The sequence below is a fragment of the Bifidobacterium bohemicum DSM 22767 genome, from assembly GCF_000741525.1.
Taxonomy (GTDB): domain Bacteria; phylum Actinomycetota; class Actinomycetes; order Actinomycetales; family Bifidobacteriaceae; genus Bifidobacterium; species Bifidobacterium bohemicum.
Genome location: NZ_JGYP01000002.1, coordinates 841,198 through 864,204, shown reverse-complemented (window position 1 = coordinate 864,204; position 23,007 = coordinate 841,198). Strand labels below are relative to the sequence as shown.

Here is a 23,007-nt window from a genome sequence, read left to right as displayed (position 1 = left end):
ATGCACCGCGGTCAGAGTCAAGAATACGCCGACAACGAGAGATGCCGATAATGAGGTCGACGAGTTATATACTGGAAACGGTTTGTTGTATACACAATGATTGTGAGGGAGCGCATTGTGGTTTGGTCTTGGATGCATCTGATTGTCGGTGTGGCATTGGTCGTTGCGGTGGCCGTAGGGTTGTTTGGGCCTGAGAAAGGCGCCAAAATCTGTGTCATGATCGCGCGTGTCTGCTACGTGCTCATTATTCTCAGCGGCGTTGTGATGGCGGTGATGTCCCTGATGCATGGACCGTTGCGGCATCCGGTGCTGTTGATCGTCAAGATCGTGCTGGCGCTTGTTGCGATTGGTTTGGTTGAGATGGGCTTCGCCAGAAAGAAGAGGGATGCCGTGCTGGCCGTGGATGCCTGGCTGCCTATCGTACTTATCGTAGTCGTGGTCGTTCTTGGATTCGTGTTGACGGGCGGCTTCCCGATTCTTATGAAATAGTTTCGCAGCGTGGGTGCCGCCACGGTCCTCGACGGCCAGGCATGGACGCTCAGGGGCGTCGGAGCTACGTGAGGCAACTGCAGGCAGGCCGTTGTTTGAATTCGGCACGATGCCATGAAAGTCGACTCAGTGAAACCTTGTACTGTCATTGAGACGTTTCGTTTGTCGGTGTGCGTATCCAGTGGGTCGAGGCGTCCGCTTTTATGCCGTATTTCGGCCGGTTGTGGCGTGCAACCGGCCGAAAGTACCCGAACTACCGGGTGGGGGGTGCGCTGTATACCGGTAGAACGTCGGCGATCTGCCCCGAGTATTTGCCTTGTTTCCAATCGTTGATGTCTCCGATGACATAGAGGCGTCGTTTGGCGCGTGAAACCGCGACATTGAGCATATTCGGACTGAAGTTGACCCAGTTTCGGGAGCCGCAACCCGCATCACCGGGTGCGCTGCCCATCACAAGGAACACCACGTCGGCTTCACGCCCCTGGCAGGTATGTACTGTCCCGGCCTGGTTCGCGACGATTTCGGCCGCCTTGCCGTCGCTGTAACGGCCCGATTCCTTGAGGACGGACCTGAAGATGTCCCGAACCCTGTTGGCCACGACTCTGAATGGTGCTATCACCAGTATCTGCTCAGGTGCGATGCCGCCTTCAATAAGGTCCTTGAGCCTCGTATACAGTTCATGTCCTTCTGCGGGGCGCCATTTATCGAGGCTTACCTTATCGGATTTTGCGGGGACGTCGTACCAACGGGACGGGGGTATCTCAATCGATTTTTTGGCCCCTTCGGCATACAGGCAAGGCGTGTGCTCGGATCCTGCTCGAACCATGCGTCCGGAATAGGCCATGTCGTTGCAGATCGAGAACATCGGCTCGTCGCATCTGCGGTGCACCACCAGCGGCATTCCCAGCCATTGCCCGGCTTGCAGACCGTATCGTGTCTGATGGTCCACCATTTCCTGCACGTTGCGTGATTCGAGCCCCATCTGGATATTGTGGGTTTTGGCCAGCAGCTCACGCATCTGGTTGGGAAGGGTGTCGATCGGTTCGAGCTGCATGGGGTCGCCCACCGCCACGGCATGTCGGACTCGCTGCAGCAGTCCTGCGGCGGATTGAGGCGTTGCCTGGCCGGCTTCATCGATGATCGCCCATCCGAGGCTTTCCTTGCCTAGCCCCCCGAACATTCTGGATATCGAAGCGAATGACGACGAGATTACCGGAACCACTAAAAACAGTGATTGCCAAGCGGCCAGTCGTGCCTGTTCCTTGAAACGGCTTGGCCGCTGTATCACTTTGGAGGCGAGTGTCAGGTTCTCGCGGAATTGGCCGGCGGCGCCTATCACCAATTGCTGGTGGAGGCGCAGGGCAGCGATGAACAGCTCGGTTCTGGCGGCGTTCCATTCTTCGTCCATCCAGGCGATGCGCTCGTCGCTCATTGAGGATGCATGTTTGGGACGGTTCCGATAGTCCTCGAGCTTCGCTTTGACTTCATCCAGCTGTCCGGAGAGGTCCCGTTCATTGTATGACAGATTTGACTTCTCCGCCGTTTGCGCGACTATCGTCGTTTGCAGATCCGCCAAGGCGCGTTGTTCGGCATTTGCTATATTGCATAGGCTTTGCGTCCTGGACCGAGCCTGCTCCCGGGCTATGTATTTTTCTTTTTCCTCTTTGTCGCGTTCCCTGAAATGAATGATCGACCTAAGAAAGTGCGTTGACCAGTACTGCTGATGCGCCGTATAGGCGGCGTCGGCCTCCTGCGATGCGCTGATGGCGGTGTTGGCTCTGTAGCAGCTTTCGTTGAATCGGTTCTGCAGGTTTTGGGCTTGTCCCCGGTTGACGTCCAATTCGCGATTCCTGTCTCGCAGTAATGTCCGGACTTGTGCCAAGCGGTTTTCGAGCAGCTGTTCCTCGCGCAGCAAATCAGAGGGGTCATGATCCCTCTTGAAAGCCTCCTCCCGCTGTTTGCGAAGTTCGGCCTCCTTGCGCGACGCGGATTCGAACGCCTTTTTGGCTGTGATCCAACTGCCGTGCGCTGATTGGTGTCCCGTTTCCGATAGGTGCTCTTTGATGAAATGCGATTCGAACGGGCCGATGAACTTGCTCTTGTTGCTCGTGTTGCCCAAGGTTGCGGCCAGAAGGGCCCATGCCGAAGACGAACCGTCGGTTGTCTTGTCGGCGGCTGACCCCTTATCGTCATCGGATTCCAGGAGCGTTTCGGCGAATTGGCGGAATGCGTAATCCTCGGACTCCTTTCCGTACGCATTGTCAATCCAAGCCTGCCATTCGGCTGCTATCGATTGGGTCAGTGGCAGGTCCTGACTGATGTTCTCCACGGCTTTGTTGTTATTGGAGGCGACCACGATTTCGTATCCGGTTACCGCCGGTTTCAGCGTCCAGTAATTCAAGGACCCTTCGGTGACGTTGTCCTTGAATATATCCTCAGGGCGGTTAAAGCGGACCAGTTGTCTGGCGCGCGCGACGATGATTTCTGCGATGACATCCTTGAGCAGGGTCGTTTTGCCTGTTCCGGGAGGGCCGTTGACTCCCATCAGACAATCACCTTTTCCTGTTTCCGTCGTCGCCGTTATCTGGTTGACCGCCAATTGCTGGGCCGCGGATTGGAACTGGTCCGTTTTGCTCGGCCAGCGGCCGCCGGGTGTGCGATCGGGACGGGTCAGCTCATCAAGTGCGGCGCCCTCAGGGTCTTCCGACAAGTCGAAGCGTTCGGGGTGAGCCGCGGAAAGATACCGTTTCAGCGGCTCCGAAAACGCCTCTGCGTCATGGCCGGCCGTCTCGGGTTCCCTTAGCTTGATGCCGTGCAGGTTTTCCAAATCGTAAAGATAGAATGAATCCATAAGAGAAGGTTCGCTGCCTTTGTCACCGGTGATCAACCGGCAACTGACGGAGTCCTTGTCAACGATGCTCATGGCTTTTTCATCATGGACGGGGGATCGGCGTAAGGCCGCGTCGTCCAACCCCAATTCCTTGGCGGTGACGTCGATGATGTGGTTCAGGGTGTCCCTGTTCACCCGTCTGGGTGAGCCGTCGGCGGCCACGGTGCTGCCGAGTTTCGCGAACATGGTGCGAATCCGGCCTTCGTTGCGGTCAAGAGTGCTTATGTCGGGCCATCCTTCTGGGCAGGACGGCCATCGGTCGTGCGAGAACAAGCAGGAAACGGCCTTGGCGTATTGAGAGATCGCCAAGGAGGAAACAGGTCCCAAGGCGCCGTCAATCACGCACTTCGAAACACATCATCGACGCTATTTGATGCCGCATTCCGGAGCTTTTCGTGCCGTATCCGGACGGCAGCCGTTCCTCCTTGCCCGTTTTTTCCAATGCGGTGGATTTGCGCACTAATTCGGACGCGTTCTGTAGGGCATTGAACGCGACCTGTTGGAACAGGCCGGCCTGAATGCAGAAGGAGTCGTGGCGGAGCCATTTTGAAGTGCGCCGACTTTCTCCGTTCCCGTCCTTGGCTGGATTGACCATTGCATAATAAGGCTTTTCGCGGTACTTCCGCGGATAATTCTTCAGATAGAGAGCCGTCACGCGTTCCGGTCGTTTTGCGGCGCGGGCCACGTTTTCCATGGTGTCCATCAGGAACCTGACCAAGGCATCCGAGACGAACGAGCCAACGGGCAGGGTTTCCGAACCATATGTCAGCTCCATCCATTTTCCTTGTGCCTCTTGAAGGATCGCCCGGATGTGCGAATCGGCTTCATTGGGCCAGATGTTCCGTTTTCCCATCCAGTCTTTCGTTGCTTGGATGAAGGAAAAAGGTTGCTGCAGTCGCGATTGCATATCGGTCTGCAACTGATAGCCGCCGAATTTCACTTCATGGTATTTTTCCGGGAACGAGGATTTCCCGTGACGAGTCAGACCGATATGCATATTTGCCCGGAGACCTTCCCACGGCAGATTCTGATATGGGTCGTTTCGGTGGTTTTGAGGGACGTTCGCGAGGCTGATCGTCGTCGGATTGTTCCAGGACTGCGGAGAAAAAAGCTCGACCGCGCACCAATAGCTGAGAATGTCGAGTGAATGCTGTCTTCCGGTCGTCATGATTTCCAGAATGCTAATCGGTGCAGACAACGCGGGTTCTGCGTTTGCTGCCTTCGGCACCGCGGGCTATGCGTGGGGGAGTACCACGCTCTTCTTTGAGCCACGGGGTTCACCGGAGGTAATTCGTGCGAGCCATTATACGGCGGCAGGCGCCGCTTCCGGCATGGTGACGGGCTTCGTGGGCATCACTCCTGGCATCGTGACCTCCTCCCTATTCGTCTCCATGGATAGCCCTTCGAAAAATCTGTGGCCTGATATAGTGCGGAATGGCATTGATGCCGGAATCTGTCGGAAATTCCTTTGAATATCCGAAAACCCCAATGTTTCCAACGGTTTCTATGGATACGAAAAAGGTACCGCCGAATAGCGGTACCTTGCGTGTGCCCCCCGTGGGACTCGAACCCACAACCCACGACTTAAAAGGACGCTGCTCTAACCATTGAGCCAGAGGGGCAACGAAAAAATATTATACAACCATCCCTGGATTCCGGGAACGACCTGTCGCGTCGTGCGTCGCGCCCGCACTGAACGTCTAGTTGAATCCGATGATCGCTTCGGCGATACGATATCCGTGGCGTATCAGGAAGCGTCCGACGCGACCGGGCAGATTGATCGCCCTGCTGGGCAGCTGATGCCGCACGTCCCGAGCGATCCGGGGGGAGACACGCTCGATGTCGGCCCACATGCGACGTTTGGCTTCGTAGTTCACCGGGTCGCGCGAAAGGATGAGGAAGGCGCTGGCGACCACGCTCTGAATCGAGAGGAAGTGAATCATATATCGATACAGCCCGTCCGAGACCGTGCCGCGTTCGGGGGTGGCCTGCGCCATCAGCCCGTTGATGCGTACCAACTGGTTCACGCGTCGGATCATCACATCGGTCTGGACGCTCTGCCCGTCGCGCCCGATGAAATAGTGGTAGAAGGGGATGGGGAGGTACATGATCGAATTGACCCAGGGGAAGGGTTGATAGGCATAGATGAAATCAACGTAGAACGTGTGCTCCGGCAGTTCTGTCTGTGCCTGTCGAAGAATGTCGGTCCGGAAGGTCAGTGCGTGCATGATCATGTACTGCGCTATGCCGAACCGTCTGAGGTCGTCCCAACCGAGGCGCTGCCCTGCCTTCATGACGTTCCTGAAATGGACGGTGTGCTTGCGTCGTTTGTTGACCTTGTCGTATACGTAGTCCGTCACGAACAGGTCGATTGGCTGTTTGCAGCCGCGTTGCTTTCGCAGCGCCCCCATCATGGTGGTCAGGGTGCCGGCGCCCACCCAGTCGTCGGCGTCGATCACCTTGAGGTACATGCCTCGTGCTTCCGCCATGCCTGTGTTGACGGCGCCGCCGTGACCTTTGTTCTTTTGGTGGATCACCCGCACGTTGCCGGGGTTCTGGGCTGCGAGCCGGTCCGACAGAGCCGGGGTGCCGTCGGAGGAGCCGTCGTCCACGATAAGCACCTCGATGTCGTCGGGGTGCGGCGTCGCCAGCAATGACGAAACGCAACGGCTCAGATATTCCTGCATGTTGTACGCAGGCACCACGAAGGTGAGCGTTTTCGGTGTCTCGTCGTGCGGCATGATCCCTCAATGATAATCAGCGATAGTTACAGCAAAGCTTAATAGTGACTACATTTTACCCTTACGCGGTGACCGCCCTCGCGGTGCTGCTGTATTATCTCGCTGGCTCGTATCGCCGTCGGAGGCGCGGACATTGCGGAGGGTTGCATCAAGGCCGATTTCGCCGCTGTCTCTTGAGATGGTCATGCGTCGCGCGCCTTGCCTGTTCTGAACGTGCCCCTTCGGCTTTGTCGTATTCCGGCCCGTCGTCGATGTCGCGATTCAAGCCATCCGCGCCCGCGCTTTCATGGTGTTCTTCCGGATGTCTGCCCTTCTCCCGGCTCGAGGCCGGTTCGTCCTGCCCCGGTCCGTCGTCCCGGTGCCTGTCGCCGCCGCCCTTCTCGAAGACAAGTTCAGGTTTGGCTTCAAGACGTGACAGGCCATGCCAGGCGAGGTTGACGATATGGGCCGCCAACTGCTCCTTGTTGGTCTTGAGTTTGTTCATCGCCCAGTATTGTCCGGTGAAGACGGTCATGCCCACCAGCATCTGGGCGTAATATGGCGCGTTCTTTGCGGGGAGTCCGTACTTTTTGAATGCCTTGGCCAGGATTTCCTCGACCTTGAGGCTCACGTCGCCTAAAAGTGAGCTGAACGAACCGGTGGGGTCGGTGGTCGGGCGGTCGCGCACCAGGACGCCAAAACCATCGGCGTTTTCCGTGATATAGGTAAGGAGCGCCAATGAGGTGCGTTCCACGATCTGCCGCGGGTGGGCGTCGTCGTCCGAGAGCGCGCCGATCAAAGTGTTCGTCAGTTTTTGCATCTCACGGTCCACCACCACGGCATACAGGCCTTCTTTGCCGCCGAAATGCTCGTAAATGATCGGTTTTGAGACTTTGGCGGCCGCCGCAATCTCCTCCACGCTCACTGCTTCGAACCCCTTGGCTGCGAACAGGCCTCGGCCGACCTGTATAAGCTGTTCGCGGCGCTGGTATGACGTCATTCGGGAAGTGTTGGACATGATTGCATTGTAGGTTGGGGCTGGCACTTTTCACCGCCGCTATAAGCAGGACGGGTGCGGTGTCGTGCGTCGTGTATCCCCCCCCCCATCCGCCCGGAGGTGGCAGCGTCCACATACAATAAGGGTTATGAACACGAACCTGATTGTCGCCATAGTGGCGCTTGTCCTTGTCATCGCCGTCGCCATCGTCGTATGGGGAGTCGTTCACTTCAAGCGGAACGGTGGAACGTCGTCCGACGGCATTGCCGCCCATGCGCGTGAGGATGATGGACCGGAGGCTTCGGATGACGGGGGCGCCGCCGGCCGTGGGGTGCCGGTGACCGATGCTCCTGCGCAATCGGGAACGACGTCCGTTGCGCCAGTTTCTGCCGGCTCTGTGGCGTCTGGGGAGCCTGTGCCCGAACGCCCCGAATCATCCGCCTCCCGCGTGACCCGTCTGAAGGCCAAACTCTCCAAGTCCTCGAACCCCTTCGGCAAAGCCCTGTTCAACATCCTCGCCAAAGACAACCTTTCCGAATCGGACTGGGAGGACGTCGAGGATACGCTGCTGCTTGCGGATGTGGGCAGTGAGGCCAGCGAGGAGCTCGTCGAGGGTCTTCGCAGGGATTCACGCGTCAACGGCGATGCCGACCCGGCTGCGGTGCGTGAGGCGCTGCGCTCCAAACTGGTCGATCTGGTCAACGTCGAGCCGGATCGTGCGCTGAACGCGGACAAGCCCGGCGCCACCCGTCCCAGCGTCATCATCATGGTCGGAGTCAACGGCACCGGCAAAACCACCACCGCGGGCAAGCTGGCCCGGCTGTTCGTCTCCGAGGGCAAATCGGTGATGCTCGCCGCCGCCGACACCTTCCGTGCCGCCGCCGCGGATCAACTTGAGACTTGGGGCAGCAAGGTCAACGTGCCCGTGGTCCGTGCCGAAAAGGAGGGGGCCGATCCGGCCTCGGTCGCGTTCGAAGCGTCGCGTCGCGCCAAGGAGGAGAACGTCGACGTGCTGATCGTCGACACCGCCGGTCGTTTGCAGAACAAGGCGAATCTGATGGACGAGCTCGGCAAGATCCGGCGTGTGACCGAAAAGAACCTCCCCGTCGACGAGGTGCTGTTGGTGCTCGATGCCACGACCGGCCAGAATGGCATGGTTCAGGCGAAGGTCTTCGCTGAGGCGATAGGGCTCACGGGCGTCGTGCTTTCGAAGCTCGATGGCTCGGCCAAGGGCGGCATCGTGGTTTCGGTGCAGCGTGAGCTGGGCGTGCCCGTCAAGCTCGTGGGCTTGGGCGAAGGTCCGGACGATCTCGCGCCATTCGATCCCGAGGGGTTCGTGGAAGGGGTGCTTGCATAAGCATTTGTCTTAAGGGTTTCTTGCGTTGATCCGCGCGAACATGGTTCGGTGATGATTCCGCACCATGTCGCGCGGATCTTATTGTGTCGGGGCTTGTGGATTCCGCCGTCTCGGTCAGATGGCCGCCCGCGCGGTTCCGTCGCGGACCGCCGCCCGTCCATTGGTTTGCATTCGTCGTTTCGTTTTTCTGATTCATGTGTCAGTATCGGTGCCGGGATGGCCGTATGTCCGTGTTTGCCGCCGTGGCCGTCGGCGATTCGACGATGCTGAACCGTTTATGGGGCGGTCGTCGGTGCGTTGCCTTCGTGTGCCGGAACCGCGCAAGGGCTTTCCTGTTGGTGAAATCTGAGCCGGAAGTATGAGGAATGTCGCAATTGGTAATGTGTTGCGTTTATGCGCTGCCGGTTCTGACCGTGCGGCCTGGGTTGCCTGAAGGGGCCCGCTGATGTGTGCCATACCGGCTTTTATGATGAAATACGTAATCATTGTCGATTGGTTCGACGATAAACGGTTGATGTTCAAGGTCGAACGATTGTAGCCTAGCTCATACTTATGTGCTCGGCGTTACCAGTTTTAATGTGCATACTGTTTCTGTTCTTGTGATTGATGTTGTGAATGCCCATTAATGAAAAATGAGAGAGCGGCGCATGTCAATCCATTAATGAAAACATGGCGCAATGCGCTACTCTTTAGGGGGCGTTTCGAAAATGAACAGTATGGAAAGGTCGGTGCGCGGCGTATTGGTGGCGCTGCTGGCGCTGCTGTTTGTCGTGCCTTCTTCGGGTCTTGCCGCCAATGCGGAATCAGAACCACTGACCAGGTCTGGCGTCGGCAGTGCTTTATCCGAAGGCTCCGATGGCGCTCCCGAAATGGTTCGGGATGTGAATACCCAGCAAACCGCTTGGCGGAACACGCAGGACGTCACCGCTCCTAACGGAGCCGACCGTAAGCCGATGCTGTACCAGATTCTGGGCAATAACGACAAGATCGACACGAACACCGATGAATTGCGCCTTGATTTCATGGTGCGTGTGGCGCACGGCGAGGTTGACCCCAATAAGGGCGACGGTACGTGGGGCAGGGATACCGGTATCGGCATCTACTACGATTACGGCGATTATCCCACCGGGGAGGACTACGCCCACATGATCAACTACATCAAGACCATGGGTGATGCCAGTGACGCTGTGGGTCTGACCAACCTGCAATTGGGCGCGAAGCGATGGGCGGACGATCAGGATGAGCATTTCACCATTCTGAAGGTGCTGCATTCTGGCCTGTACGACTACATCACCATGTCGGTCGAATGCGACATGAACTACATCGACGCCGGTTCGTACCCTGACTGGTGGGCGTCGGCCACGTCGAACGGCCGCAAGATCATGCCCCGCATATACGTCATCGTCGGAGCGCATGCCAGTTGGGACGCTTCGATGAACACCCAGCGGCTCGACGCCGAGCCTTTGGCGACCAACGTCATGGCGGGTCGTACCGTCACCGTATACCCGGGCACCTGTGCGGGTGGGGGCGACCGCACGGGCTGCGATGTGCCGATGTCCTTTATCGGCTACAACACCACCCCGCAGCTATGGAGCTACGGCCAGTCCAACTGGGGATTGGTCACCGATCATGGCGTCGCGGTGGGCGCCGAGGAAGGGGTGGCGCCGAAGGACTCGTTTTTCGTGTTCTGGTACAACGCCGCCTACAGTTCCGACCCGAACAACCCGTGCAACCAGGTGAGCGCCTTCAAATATCAATGGATCGGATTGCAGAACGGGAATTCGTGGGTGCCGGTGGATGCCTTGACCCCGACCCCGCAGCTGGTCACCGGTCAGCCTTTGGCGGGCATGGGACCCACGCCGTATACGGCGCAGGGGGGAGTGACCTATTCCGCAGCATTCAATGGGAAGTCCAACTATTTCGACTCCATCTACACGACGAACAACACCAACAAGCTGATGGTGCCGAATGCGGGCCAGCCGGGTGTCGCTCAGCGCGCCGATGGCTCGATCGACTTCAAGGTCGCCAAAAAAGGCCAGAAGGATGGCAAACCGCTCGATGGCTATTTCAAGCTGGTCACTTGGCCTGTGGCGACACCGGGCTGCAAGGTGACCAGTCCGGACGATCCTCACGGTCCGGCCGACCCGGGCATCACCGACGGTATGGCGCAGGATGCGGTTCAAAAACAGCTTGATCTGGGATGGACGATCGACAGTGCATATTATGGTCTCGACATCGCGCGGCCTCAAGCTCCGACGATCGACCAATACCGCGGTTACGCGGCCCCGAGCTCGCGCTTGATCACCGGCACCGGTGTGCCGGGGTATACGCTGACGCTCTATTCGGAGGACCCGGATCATCCGATGCTTACGGACGACCCGAAAGGTGATGACACCAGCGGTGTGTTGATCGGCAGCGTCACTGTGGGCGCTGACGGCAAGTGGAGCATGGTCGATCATCGCGCGCTGGATCCCAGCACCCAACCATCGGTGCGTTATCGTGCCTATCAGACTCAGAACGCCGGTTTCCGCATGGCCTCGCGCTTCTCGCCTATCATGAGCGCCGACTTCCAACGGAATTTCAACACCAACCCCGAAATCAGGCTTGTGTCTGCGCCACATACGGTGCTCGACACAAAGACCGGGGAAACCGCGTTGCCAGCTGGTTCCAAGGTGTCGGTTGCCGGAGGTCTGACGGCGTTGCACAAGGATGATACGTTCAGCCTCTACATCGTGCCCCAGGACGGTCCGTCCGCCGGATCGGCCAACGGATCCGACGGCGGTTCGGCGGCAAAAACAGGAGGCGAGACGGACTGTCCTTCCTCTAAACCGGCCCCCATCGGCACTTCCAACGATGGCATCAGGGTTCCGGATTGCAAATATCGGATCCCCGGCTCGGTCAAGTCCGTCGGGAAGCTGGCGGCCGTCACCGATGTGCCGGCATCATCCACGTCGCCGGCATCGGTTGCGGCGCAGTGGTCGGTTGATATTCCGGCTGCGGATTTTCTCAAGGTAGGCAGTCTCTATCGTAATCGCACAGTGTTCGCGGTGTATGCCGTTTTGCAGGACGTCGATGGGGGTCCGCCGGCCATCGGGGTGGTTTATGACCAGGTCATCGACATGGTGCCCCCAACGGTCGATTCGCTCGCCGTCAGTCAAAGCGAAGGGCTTTCCGGGAAGGTCCAAAGTTCCGTGCCGGTTGCGGCGGGTGCACTTTCCGGAGCGGGCTTCGACCCGATTGCGAAATCGACCATCGACGTCACGTGGCCTGATGGCGGCCTTTCCTCCACCGTCGCAAAGGCTGACGGCACATGGAGGCTGGACGTCCCTGCGGGCATGGCGGCCGGTCCTATCTCGATAAAGGCCGTCGACCGCGCCGGAGCACTCGAGATGACGCACAACATAGACACCATCCATGGTTCGCGCGACATCAAGGGCAACGAGTCCGACCGGTTCGAGATACGGTTGGCCGCGGTTCCATCCGCATCCGGCCTGCCGTTTACGGGTTGGCGGCGATGGTACCTCCTGGCGGTTGCCGCGCTCGTAGCCCTTGGTGGCGTGATCGGAGGCATGGTATTGCGACGCCTACGCGAAAAGCTCCGTGGCGTGTCGGCTGAAGGCCCTGCGCATAAGCGTACGTGACGGCACCCGCCATGCCATGTGAACCGATTGAACGGCTCCGCGCCAGCCGGTTATGGTGGCGCCCCCTCATATTTGGCCTGAATCCAATCTCGTGCTTTTACAATGAACTCAGGCCGCTAACCAAATATCATCTATCAATCGAAAGAGAGAGAACAGACACCATGAGTATGCATGACTCCATGCGTCGCTTCGCGGCAGTCGCGGTTTCGGCCGTAACACTGCTGGCACTGTCTCCGATGGGTGCGGCCAATGCCGCAGGCCCAAGCGCTGACGAACCGATTTCCGTGCCCGTTGTCGGAACCGAAACCATTACGATTCAAGGTGACGAGGCGATGCTCAAAGGTCACCAGTTCAAGGCCGTCCGTGTGGGCACATACCAGAACGCCACCGGCGATGCCTCAACCGGCAATCTGAGCGGCGTGGCGGTCGGCACCGATTCCGCCGTGCTCAAGGATGCCGAAGATGCGCTCGCCTCCGTTCGGGACATCCCCGCCGATTCGGGCTACGTCCATAACCCGATGGGTGAGGTGGCTGCGCACTGGCTTGGTTATGCCAGTTCCAACGCAAATAACCGCGATACGACTTCGGATAGCGGATCGGCGGCCGACGCGTGGGACGGTGTGCTGCGCAAGTTCGTCACCAAGCTGTCCTCTTCCAAGCAGTTCCAGGATGTGCTGTCACAGAACGCGGTCGCGACCGGAACCGTGTCGGATCCCGACAAGGATTCGCAGGCGGGTGCCAAGGCCACGATGAAGATCGAAGTGCCGTCCGCAGGCATCTATGTGCTCGACGATGTCACCGACAAGGCGGCCGTCCCGTCCGCTGGCAAGAATTCGATCCCGATGCTGGTGGGCACCGGCATCACCGTTGGCGGTACCGTTTACTCACAGCTTGACGGCAGGACGCTCGGGCTTGTCGACATCAAGAACGACGCGCCTTCGGTGTCCAAGGAACTTGATCCGTCCAAGATGAACAACGCATCCATCGGCGGCGTCCTCAACTATAAGCTGACCGGCGCCGTGCCGCTGACCACAGGCTTCAACCACTACATCTACACGATGGTCGACCGCCCCTCCTCGCTCGGTCTGCATTATGTCGACGGTTCGGCCGTGGTCACGATCAAAGACGCGGCCGGCAAGCTCATCACGCTCACCGAGGGTACAGACTACACGGTCACCGCGCACGTCAATCCCGCCAGCGCTTTCAAGAGCACTGCCGCCGATGCCTCCAACGATTATGTGATCTTTGATCTTTCTCCGAGCATCCTCGACTCCCGCTTCCATTATCAGAACCTGATCACCGTCACCTACAAGATGATGGTCACCGATGATGCAGACGGAACCGCCTTAAAGAACGGCGTGACGCTGTCCTATTCCAACGACGTCAATCATCAGCCCGCCGCTTCGGACCGCGACGGTAAGACCCACGCCACAATCGACCCGACCACGGGCGTGGTCACTGACGGTGGGACCGATGGTTCGCTCGTGTCTGATTCCGTGAAGCCCGGTGCCGGTGTCTCCACTGCGTACATGCGCAACTTCTCGCTCGTGGCGAAATCCAAAGCCGCGCTTGATGCGGCTTCCGACGCCGATAAGGCCAAGGTTCCCGGTCTGCCGGGCGCGGTCTTCTCTCTGCTGCAGACCACGAATCGCAGCAGCGACCCGATCAAGTTCCTCAAAGTCGGTGATGGCGTTTACAAGCGTGCCGCGTTGCAGGATTCGAAGGACTCTCGGTATACCGCGGATCTCGCAGTCGGCTCCAATGGCATGGTGTCGATTGCCGGTCTGTCCGATGGCGACTACACCGTGACTGAAATCACGGATCCCACAGGCTACTCTTCGCTGTGTAAACCCTCTTTCATCGTCACGCTTGGGCCGGATACGTCGGACGAGTCCAAGACCATGTACACCAACAGGGCCGATGTGCTCGGTCTTGTCGATGCGCAGAGCAGCATGATCGCCAGCGATGGCAACCCGATCGTGGTGCGTGCCGTGACTTCTGTTTCCCAGCTGCCGTTGACCGGTGGCGCCGGCATCGCGCTGGGTCTGCTGGTGATCGCGGTCCTGGCTGTGGCCACGGCCCTGTTGGTGATGGCGCATCATCGGCTTGACGAGTAGTCGGTAAACAGGATGCCCACGGTGGGTGTGCTGGCATGAACAGTTCGTCCAACACGCACATACGGACGGATCCATGTTCATGCCTGTCTTCGCAAGTGTCTTCCGACACGCCTTGTCGAAACTGCGGAGACGGCATGCCGGTTCGTGAGATCCGGAGTCTCCGGGGAGGGGAGCCCGATGCACATGAATTCGTCACGCAGGACATTGCTGATTATCGTTGACGTGCTATTGGCATGCTGCGCCATAGCCCTTGTCGGGGCGATTGCGTGGTTTCCCGTCGTGTGGTCGGTCAGTGCAGCGAGGGAAAGTCGTCAGGCTGCGGCATCGCTCGCGTTGGTTCGTTCCTGGCCGCAAGGCAAGGTCCGTGACGAATACCGTCGTGCGCAGGAATATAACCGCCAGATCGCCGCCTCCGACCAAAGCGTGTTGGGTGAGTTCGAGGATCCGTTCGGTGCCCGGAGCGGTAGGGCATCGGGGGATTCCCTCGAATCGTCAGAGACATCTCACGGAATCGCCGGTGATGGCGCTGTGAACCAGGGAGACGGGAATGATCGATCCTCCTCCTTGTGTTCATCGTCACCGTCCACCACTTCCGTGGCGCATCCCGAAAGTCGGGACGATGCGACTTACCAGTCCCTCTTGAACGATGGTACCGGCGCCATGAGCAGTATCAGCATCCCGAAAATCTCGGTCAACATGCCCATTTACCACGGTACTTCCGACGAAGCGTTGCGTCACGGAGCCGGGCACCTTTACGGAACCAGTCTGCCGGTCGGAGGCGCTTCGACCAATGCGGTGATCAGTGGGCATCGCGGCCTGACGAACGCCCTGATGTTCACGCGCCTCGACGAGCTGAAACGTGGCGACTTTCTCTATATACACACCCTCGACCGTGTGATGGGGTATCAGGTCACCGGCATCCATGTGATCGACCCGGCCGATACCCGCCTCTACCGAGTGGTACCTGGCCGCGATCTGGTGACTCTTATGACATGCACCCCCTACGGCGTCAACACCCAGCGTCTTGTCATCACCGCCGAACGCCGGCCAATCCCAGACCCAATGCCTTCCCTGAACCGTGGCGGCGGAGACCCTCTGTTCCTTATCATTGCCGTCGTCTTGCCGGTTCTGATTCTGCCGATTCTTGTTTGGATCGTGGCACATCGCATCCGTCGCCGTCCTCTTCTGGTTCGCCACCGTAGCGCATAACTGGTCGGTTTCTCTTGTGCTGCACCTTCGCTTTTGATTTGTGAATGGTGAACCGTGGGTGTCGCGAGTGGATGTTGACCCGTCACTGTGGGCTGCGGTTATGGAAGCGTCGATTGCCTGAATGCGACCAATAAGGCAGTGGGCTATCGGATTGATTCAATGCAAAGGCATTGATGCGCATTTTGGCTGATAGCCCCAGAGAACTATGTTGCAAGCCGTCGAAACTAGGTCGTCATTGGCACGGACGGGTCATTCATGCCAGAAAACGTCGGTTTCCCTGATTGAAAACGCACGTTTTCTGGCATGGGTGACCTGTTTCTGGCACGAACGCCTGTTGGACTTATCGTATAGCTTGTTATTCGCCCTCACCGTGTGCGATCCGATTCGAACCATCATGGCTCGTGAACAGGGAAGAAGGTATCGGTGACGGATCGCGCATCCATATAGGACATATCTCAACGCGATCCGGCTAGAGACACGTTTTTTGGCCTATGGGGCCAAATGTTACCCACTTATTTACCCACTTATTCTAGCTGACTTATGTCGGGTTATGCAGAGTTGTGTATGGTGTCGGGAAGGCTGGAAGGCACTCTAAACCGTTGAAACGACGCCGTTTTCGGCAAAACAAAAGGGTTTCGGGACGAAGCCCGAAACCCTGCGAGCGGAGGATACGAGATTCGAACTCGTGAGGCTGTTACACCAACACGCTTTCCAAGCGTGCGCCATAGACCACTAGGCGAATCCTCCACTGTGCGCTACCGGCGCACAACTCAATTAAGTTATCATGAAGCCGTGACCGTCGCAACGTTATTTAGCGTGTTGGGCGTGCCATGCCTGATTCAGCGGGTCGGTTCCTTGAAATGGATGGTGAAGCCGCGTTCGTAGTGCAGGAACATTTTCGCGCCATAGCGATCCACGTCGCGGTGTGTGAAGAGCATACGGATGGCGAATGCGGTCTGAACATCGGCCGGCAGCTCCTGGAAGGCCTTGTGCGCATCCCAATTTGGCGGGGCGACGGCCCTGTTGGGCACGTAGGCATAACCATATCCGTCCTCGTCCACATAACCCATGAACGGCAGATCCCATGCGTCGTGCTCGGTCAGCGCTTTTTTGTAATCCTCGACCCCCGCGATCGCCTCCTCGCTCAGGCCGAATTTCCTGGCGACCTTGTTTGCCTCGGCGGTCTTCTCCTCCGCGGTCTCCCCGTAGAGCGAGGGGTCAACGACAATGAGTTTCTCCTCTGCCATATGCGTTCCTTTCCTGCCGGCCATCGTGGCCGCGTGCGGCGAATCATGCGATGTTACATCTCACATCATTATGTCTGTTTCTGACCCGCCTTGGGTTCCGACACTTTTTTGTGCCGTAGTGCCAGTGTATCATAGTTTTGGTAGATAAAACGTTCTTATTGTGGTGTTTTATATTTTCGTATTTTATTGATGATTTCCGACGTTTTTATCCTCCTTCACCTACTTACGTGATCGTAAATCGATAAAAGTTAACAGGTTTGACTCGTTCATACGGAGTCGAACCGAACATGGATGTCAGTATCAGGCGATCCGGCAAAACCGGTTGACCGATGTTCTGCGGGACCCATCCGTGTTGATCCGCCGAACGTTCGACTTAGGACGTTGGCGGGTGGTGGCTGTGAGATGCGGCTTTGGCCGGGGTGTGCGTTTTGAATCATGTGACAATGAACCATTGCTCCAGGGAGGTGGTTCGTCTCGTCATAAATTTGTCATATGTTAGGATTACGTTCACGAACGGTTTAAATCGGAAACTTTCAGGTTTGAGCCCGTTAGAATCAATATGGTTTGTATGCGTTGACGTTTATTCAGGTCGGATTGACATAAAAAAGAATGTGTTTTGTCTGGTCTGCGACGTCGTTTAAGGGGTGTTGTGGTGAATAGAAAGGATTCAGGCAGACGATTGGTTAAAACGGTCGCGGCGGTCGCGACGTTGGCGCTTGGGCTGACGGTGGCGGTGACTCCGGCCAGCGCCTTGACCGACATGAGTCTTGATCGGTCGGTCACGTCACCGTCCCCATCGTCCTACGCCGACCAAGGGTTTTCGAAGGCTATGGCTCAAGGCGTGGTCGCGGGGCGTTCCGGTCAGCCCGATGTCAAGACCATTGGAGACCAGCCGTCGAGTCCGTCCGCTTCGGATGCCATGCCCGAAAACCCAAGTCAGAAGCTGCCTGACAAGGTGAGTGCGGCGATTCCCGATGATGCGACTTTGGTCTCGCCGGATCTCGCTGCCACCAAAGACGGACAGGTGAGAAACATCAAGACCGGCAAGCCCGTCACCGATCCGAAGGTGGTGGGGCGGAACAGTAAGCCCGCCGACCCACTGGCCAAGACGGACGGACAGCGCTTCATTCCGGTTGAGGCGAAGGAGGTCAAACGCGCCGTTGCCGCCAATGGTGGTGATGCGAATACTTCCGGTCTTGGTGCGACGGCTGGTGCGCATGTCACCGGGTCGACGATGAAGGAGAGTGCATCCAAAAACAAGAGGGGGCAGGCAAGGCCCTTCTCGGTTCGGTCGGCGGTAGCTGACACGGATGGTGACGTACGCAATACGGCGCTACAGAACAACGAATACGGCGCATATTGGGGTACATATAACGGATCTCAGGCGTTCTTCGAGCGTGGCGGCAATCTTTTTGCGCAGCAGGCGAAGGGCGTGGTTGACGTTTCACAGTGGCAGGGAACCATCAACTGGGAGGCGGCCAAGGCGTCAGGCGTTGAAGGGGCCATCATCCGTCTGAGTTTTGGCTGGGGCAACGGTTATGATTCCCAGGCTGTCCGTAACATCAAAGAATGCAGACGGTTGGGCATCCCGTTCGGCGTATATATGTATTCGTACGCATATGACAATAACACGGCTGCGGCAGAAGGCGATGATGTCGTCGGACTTCTGCGGGCAGTGGGTGTCAACCCCAAAGACCTTTCCTATCCCGTGTTCTATGACCTTGAGGCATACAGTCCGTGGTCTGGCCACTGCCACCCTGAGAATCCTTGGGTCTACGACGGCATGGTCAATACTTGGTTCTCGCGTCTGCAATCGGCCGGCTATAACAATTTGTCGGTATATTCCTACACAAGCTACCTGTACAATCAGCTCAATACCGACAATATTCACGGTAAGACGCGCTGGGTGGCAAGCTATGGCGCCCGCACCGGCTTCGGGTATTCCGCCAACGACCGTGGCTGGCAGTACGCGGACAACGGCCGGATCAACGGCATCAACGGCAACGTTGATATCAATGCGTTCGGGAATTATAGCTACGTTTCCAGTGCGCCTAACATCGGTGCATATCAGGCGGCCGCGCTACCTGATGGCACATATTTTATTAGTTCGCTGCTTAGGGATTCTGCGGGGTTTGATATTCCGGGTGGTTCAACCGATGCCGGTGCAAGGGCTCAACTTTATGATGCGAACCAGTCAGCAGCACAGCAGTATCGATTAGTGCGTCATAACGAAGACGGTACATACGAAATTCGTAATGTCAATTCGGACAAGGTATTGGACGTTCCTGGTGGGAATGCATATGCGGGTGTTCCTATTCAACAATGGGATTCCAATGGTTCAAATGCTCAGCGTTGGTATTTGCGCAACGCTGGCCAGGGTGGTATGTATATTCAATCCAAATTAGGTAACCTTGTGCTCGATTTACCAGGTGGCAGCACGAAGAACGGTACGAAATTACAATTGTGGGACCCCAATCTGACGCGTGCTCAGCAGTATATTTTCAGCACGGTTTCTTCTGTTTCCGGTGGTACGAAGCGTATCCGTTCGATTGCCGGCAACGTGGTATTCGATGTGCCGGGTGCCTCATCATATGATGGTGCACGATTGCAGGTTTATGATTGGAACGGTACTGACGCGCAGAAATACAACTTCAATCAGGTGGGAAACGGCATCTACGAGATTCAAAATGTCAATTCAGGAAAAGTCGTTGATTTGGCGGGCGCAAGTACTGCGAATGGTGGAAAAATCGATCAGTATGGCACTAACGGTACTTGTGCCCAGCATTGGGCACTTCGCGAGTTGTCCAGTGGACAATATGCTTTTTATAGCAGTTGTGCGGCGGATAAAGCTATAGACATCCCGGGTGGGAAGGCTGCCAAGAATCAGTCGCTACAGCTGTATGACGGCAATGGGACATATGCTCAGCGCTGGGCTATCGAGACGATTAAGACACGACGTCAGATAATCGATGAGCTTGCTGCGGCGCATCGTTCGGATTTGGCGGATGGAGTGTACGTGATTGCTGCCAAATGCAATAATACGATGGTGCTTGACGTTGCTGGTGCTGCACGGTGGGACGGCGCTCGTGTTCAGCTGTATTCCAATAATGGATCGGGTGCGCAGCGTTGGAAGGTCAGTCATGACGGTAACGGGTACGTCACGATTTCTAATATCGGCTCAGGTAAGGTTCTTGACATCAATGGGGCTCAGGATCGTGCAGGTGTCAGGATGCAACAGTATTCGTTGAATGGAACCTATGCTCAGAAATGGATTGCGGTCAGGGACGGCAATGCATTCAAGCTGGTTTCCGCGTTGGATTCGGGACTGGTTCTGGATATTTCTGGCGCTGGTATGTTTAATGGCAATACGGTGCAGACATATAGTGATAATTCCACCGTTGCTCAACGATGGGTTGCACTACGTCAGTGATATCACAGTGCCAGTCGTTTGCATAAGGGGAACCGCCTCATAAGCGCCTTAGTACGGCACTCATGGAGCGGTTCCCCTCTAAAATATCAAATTATCTCGGTGTGAGTAGCGGCTGGCAATCGGTGCACCTGTGATAAGAGCTTGGTTGAGCTAATTCGCTGATGACAAATGTCACTCTTTTGCTGCTGTGCCGCACCTTTCTTGTGATGCAGATATGCAAATTGATTGGTGTCGACAATGAAGGATTTGCGGTCATTTTTAGCGATGACATCAAGAATGAGTCCTGTGATGAATAGCAGCAAACCGGCTATGACCAGCATCACTGCGCCGATGAGAGTGGGAAAGCGCGTTACTTGGCCTGTATGCCAGAAATCTATTACGATGCTCAAACTGAATCTGAGACCTATTAGAATTACGATGAGTCCGCTGCCTCCGAAGAACGGTAGAGGCTTATATTCACGAATCATCTGGAAAATGGTATTCATAACTTTGACACCGTCACCGACTGTGTCAAGCTTGCTAATCGAACCTTCTGGACGGTCACGATACTGAATGGGCATCTCATAGATCCTCAGATTATTGTTGAGGCTGTGAATGGTCATTTCAGTTTCTATTTCGAATCCGCGTGAAAGTACCGGATAAGTTTTTACGAAAGTGAACGAAAAGGCTCGATATCCAGTCATGATGTCGTGAATATGCGTACCAAACAGGAAATTAATTGAGCCACGTACCAGGCAGTTGCCGAAATTGTGGAACGGTCGTTTGTTTTCTTGGAAATAAGTGGAGCTCAATCGGTCGCCGATCACCATATCGTAGCCTTCAATGATTTTCTGAACCATGTCGGGCGCGGCTTCCGCAGGGTAGGTGTCATCTCCATCGGCCATCACATACACATCTGCGTCAATGTCTTCGAACATGGATCGAATGACATTCCCCTTGCCCTGACGTGGTTCCTTGCGGACGATGGCACCTTCGGCTGTAGCGATTTGGGCCGTCTTGTCAGTTGAATTGTTGTCATGGACATAGACCTTTGCGTTGGGTAAGGTTGTGTGAAAGTCGCGAACGACCTTGCCTATGGTCATTTCCTCGTTGTAGCAAGGAAGCAGCACCGCGATACTGTGCTCATTGTTTGACGCATCTTTCACTCTAGCAATACTCCCTCTCAAATTCGTTGTGATTAGTACTGATCCGCTTCAATTTCAGGAAGTGGCATTGGGCTCGATTCCAATGAAAAGGTAAGCAGCATAGGCGCACCAAGGAACATGAACCAGTAATAGCGGATCAATACCATAGGTCCCAATAAACTTGTACCTGCAGCGATAAGGAAAAGTAGGCTTATCAATATTCCTCGCCGATTTCGTGTGATAAGCGTTCGGGCGAGGGCGAGTAACGTAAGCCAGAAGAAAAAGCTCACCATACTTGTCCATGCGAATGCTGGATATCGATGAAAAGGATTCGACCTGGAGTACTTCCATAGAATATTGGATAGACCTGGTAAAAAGGAGTGGGCTTTCGCTGGCGCTTCTACCACTGCCGCAAAGATTGAACTTTCCGTCTTATTATAATCAAAAGTTGAGCGGTAAGGATCGTTGTAACCTCTGATAAAAGCAAAAGGACTCCAGGCGGCATCTGTCAATACCAATGGACCTATGACATAGCTGCGTTCGTGATTCGGGAACTGTGAGAGGTAATAATGTAGCATTTCAGGTCCATGCCCTCCCTGATCGATTGAATCTGCGAGAAGAGCACGCATCGGGTCGGTGCAACGGGCAAATGACTGATATTGGTATGCCAGTGTGTTGGAATCCACTCCAAGCTTTGCAAGCCCGTCATGGTCTATGGAGGGGGAGTCCGTTGCAGCTCGGGCGAGTTGAATAGTTGGTATGGAAATCATTTCGCGCAACGGATTTTGTTTTTTTTGCGTTAAGAGTTGTGGCAACAGGTCCAGACCAGATCAGTGAGGCGGCTACTCCTACAATGCATATTATCGAGAGAATCGCTGATTTCTTCCACTTTTCCCCTTTATTTGTATGAATTAAAAAGAAGGCGAAGGGCAGGAGGGCAATGATGATATATGCTCCGTTATTACGGTATGCGCAGACAAGGAAGGTAAGCAGAAAAAGTGCGATGTCATAAACGGGTGATTTGATGACATTGTCTTGCTGAATGGAGACCGTAAAAAGCAGTACCCATGCGAGAAGCACAACTGAAAACATCGTGTCTTTCGTGCTGCATAATGCAAACATCGAGATTGATGGACTGAGGCCAAGAAACAACACCGATACAATGAAAACCGGTAACCCGCATCGTTGCTTGTAAAGTAGGAAATAGAGCATTACCGCCGTCAGTGCTAAGACGAAGAGCATCTGCATCCCGAGATAAAGCGCGACCCCGCCGTTGTAAGAACCGAATATGAATTTACCAATTCTAATTACCGTTGAAACCACAAGGGTGTGAAACACCGATTGCCAGTTTGAGAGCTGACCGGAATTCAAATAATCGGAAAACGCTCCCGTGTCATAGACATAATAGCCAGGCCAGCTGGCGAGCCAAACTAGTACCCAGCAGACAGCGATGAATAATATGGATAAAATGAAGTACCTTTTGGGTAAGATTTTGATCGAACGTACCCGGTGACGGTCGTCGAATTTCCAAAGGGCTGAAAGAGCGCCATAAAAAAGGACCCACAGCACACCTATAAGTGCCAGCACTTTGAATGATATCCAAAGCGAATTCCGAGAATGCAACAGGTAACCAGCAACAGTAAAGCCTGAGAACAGCAAGGATAGGATGCTTGTAATGATTGTGGTTCGTACATTCGGGAACAACCATTTATGTATTTTAAGGGTATATTGTGTCATAATCATTTTCATAATGAGATAGGTATGTAAGGATTCTGGTTATTGTAAA

The 23,007-nt window shown here is 55.9% G+C and carries 14 protein-coding genes and 2 tRNA genes; 6 read left to right on the top strand and 10 right to left on the bottom strand.

Annotated elements, in window-relative coordinates; all coding sequences use genetic code 11:
- Positions 1-117: 117 nt before the first annotated feature.
- Positions 118-489, top strand: coding sequence for a DUF1516 family protein (locus tag BBOH_RS05775; RefSeq protein WP_161786428.1), 372 nt, complete (start codon positions 118-120; stop codon positions 487-489).
- Positions 490-742: 253 nt separating this feature from the next.
- On the opposite strand, the gene BBOH_RS05770 is transcribed toward BBOH_RS05775, so the two are convergent.
- The 5 genes from BBOH_RS05770 to BBOH_RS05745 all read right to left on the bottom strand — a co-directional run bounded on the left by BBOH_RS05770 (position 743) and on the right by BBOH_RS05745 (position 7,117).
- A complete protein-coding gene (locus BBOH_RS05770; protein ID WP_156097529.1) occupies positions 743-3,565 on the bottom strand; it encodes a DEAD/DEAH box helicase in 2,823 nt (940 codons plus the stop codon).
- 148 nt (positions 3,566-3,713) lie between these two features.
- Positions 3,714-4,154 (bottom strand): hypothetical protein, encoded by a 441-nt coding sequence (locus BBOH_RS08840; protein WP_156097528.1) that lies wholly within the window; start codon positions 4,152-4,154, stop codon positions 3,714-3,716.
- Between the two features lie 774 nt (positions 4,155-4,928).
- A tRNA-Lys gene (locus BBOH_RS05755) sits at positions 4,929-5,001 on the bottom strand.
- Between the two features lie 78 nt (positions 5,002-5,079).
- A complete protein-coding gene (locus BBOH_RS05750) occupies positions 5,080-6,120 on the bottom strand; it encodes a glycosyltransferase family 2 protein (protein WP_033521461.1) in 1,041 nt (346 codons plus the stop codon).
- 148 nt (positions 6,121-6,268) lie between these two features.
- On the bottom strand, positions 6,269-7,117 hold the full coding sequence (locus tag BBOH_RS05745) for a TetR/AcrR family transcriptional regulator (RefSeq protein WP_237743148.1): 849 nt from the start codon (positions 7,115-7,117) through the stop codon (positions 6,269-6,271).
- 127 nt (positions 7,118-7,244) lie between these two features.
- Between BBOH_RS05745 and ftsY the strand changes: the two genes are divergently transcribed.
- The 4 genes from ftsY to BBOH_RS05725 all read left to right on the top strand — a co-directional run bounded on the left by ftsY (position 7,245) and on the right by BBOH_RS05725 (position 15,420).
- A complete protein-coding gene (gene ftsY / locus BBOH_RS05740; protein ID WP_033521460.1) occupies positions 7,245-8,453 on the top strand; it encodes a signal recognition particle-docking protein FtsY in 1,209 nt (402 codons plus the stop codon).
- 716 nt (positions 8,454-9,169) lie between these two features.
- The gene (locus BBOH_RS05735) at positions 9,170-12,094 is read left to right on the top strand and encodes a hypothetical protein (RefSeq protein ID WP_033521459.1); all 2,925 of its coding nucleotides are present in this window, start codon (positions 9,170-9,172) and stop codon (positions 12,092-12,094) included.
- 161 nt (positions 12,095-12,255) lie between these two features.
- Complete coding sequence (locus BBOH_RS05730; RefSeq protein WP_161786424.1) at positions 12,256-14,211, top strand: isopeptide-forming domain-containing fimbrial protein; 1,956 nt, start codon at positions 12,256-12,258, stop codon at positions 14,209-14,211.
- Positions 14,212-14,388: 177 nt separating this feature from the next.
- Complete coding sequence (locus BBOH_RS05725) at positions 14,389-15,420, top strand: class C sortase (protein WP_052118185.1); 1,032 nt, start codon at positions 14,389-14,391, stop codon at positions 15,418-15,420.
- A 662-nt stretch (positions 15,421-16,082) separates the two neighbouring features.
- On the opposite strand, the gene BBOH_RS05720 is transcribed toward BBOH_RS05725, so the two are convergent.
- Positions 16,083-16,167 (bottom strand) — tRNA-Ser (locus BBOH_RS05720).
- A 92-nt stretch (positions 16,168-16,259) separates the two neighbouring features.
- The gene (locus BBOH_RS05715; protein WP_033521457.1) at positions 16,260-16,667 is read right to left on the bottom strand and encodes a hypothetical protein; all 408 of its coding nucleotides are present in this window, start codon (positions 16,665-16,667) and stop codon (positions 16,260-16,262) included.
- A gap of 649 nt (positions 16,668-17,316) precedes the next feature.
- On the opposite strand from BBOH_RS05715, the gene BBOH_RS05710 reads away from it, so the two are divergent.
- Positions 17,317-20,097: an RICIN domain-containing protein gene (locus tag BBOH_RS05710; protein WP_237743147.1), complete on the top strand. Its 2,781-nt coding sequence runs from the start codon at positions 17,317-17,319 to the stop codon at positions 20,095-20,097.
- Positions 20,098-20,183: 86 nt separating this feature from the next.
- Here BBOH_RS05710 and BBOH_RS05705 read toward each other — a convergent pair whose 3' ends face one another.
- From BBOH_RS05705 to BBOH_RS05695, 3 genes are read right to left on the bottom strand one after another with little or no spacing between them, the layout of a single operon-like run.
- Complete coding sequence (locus BBOH_RS05705) at positions 20,184-21,242, bottom strand: glycosyltransferase family 2 protein (RefSeq protein ID WP_272945340.1); 1,059 nt, start codon at positions 21,240-21,242, stop codon at positions 20,184-20,186.
- A gap of 32 nt (positions 21,243-21,274) precedes the next feature.
- On the bottom strand, positions 21,275-21,907 hold the full coding sequence (locus BBOH_RS08835; RefSeq protein ID WP_143242425.1) for a hypothetical protein: 633 nt from the start codon (positions 21,905-21,907) through the stop codon (positions 21,275-21,277).
- Between the two features lie 19 nt (positions 21,908-21,926).
- Positions 21,927-22,958 (bottom strand): DUF6020 family protein, encoded by a 1,032-nt coding sequence (locus BBOH_RS05695; RefSeq protein WP_033521455.1) that lies wholly within the window; start codon positions 22,956-22,958, stop codon positions 21,927-21,929.
- Positions 22,959-23,007 lie beyond the last annotated feature (49 nt).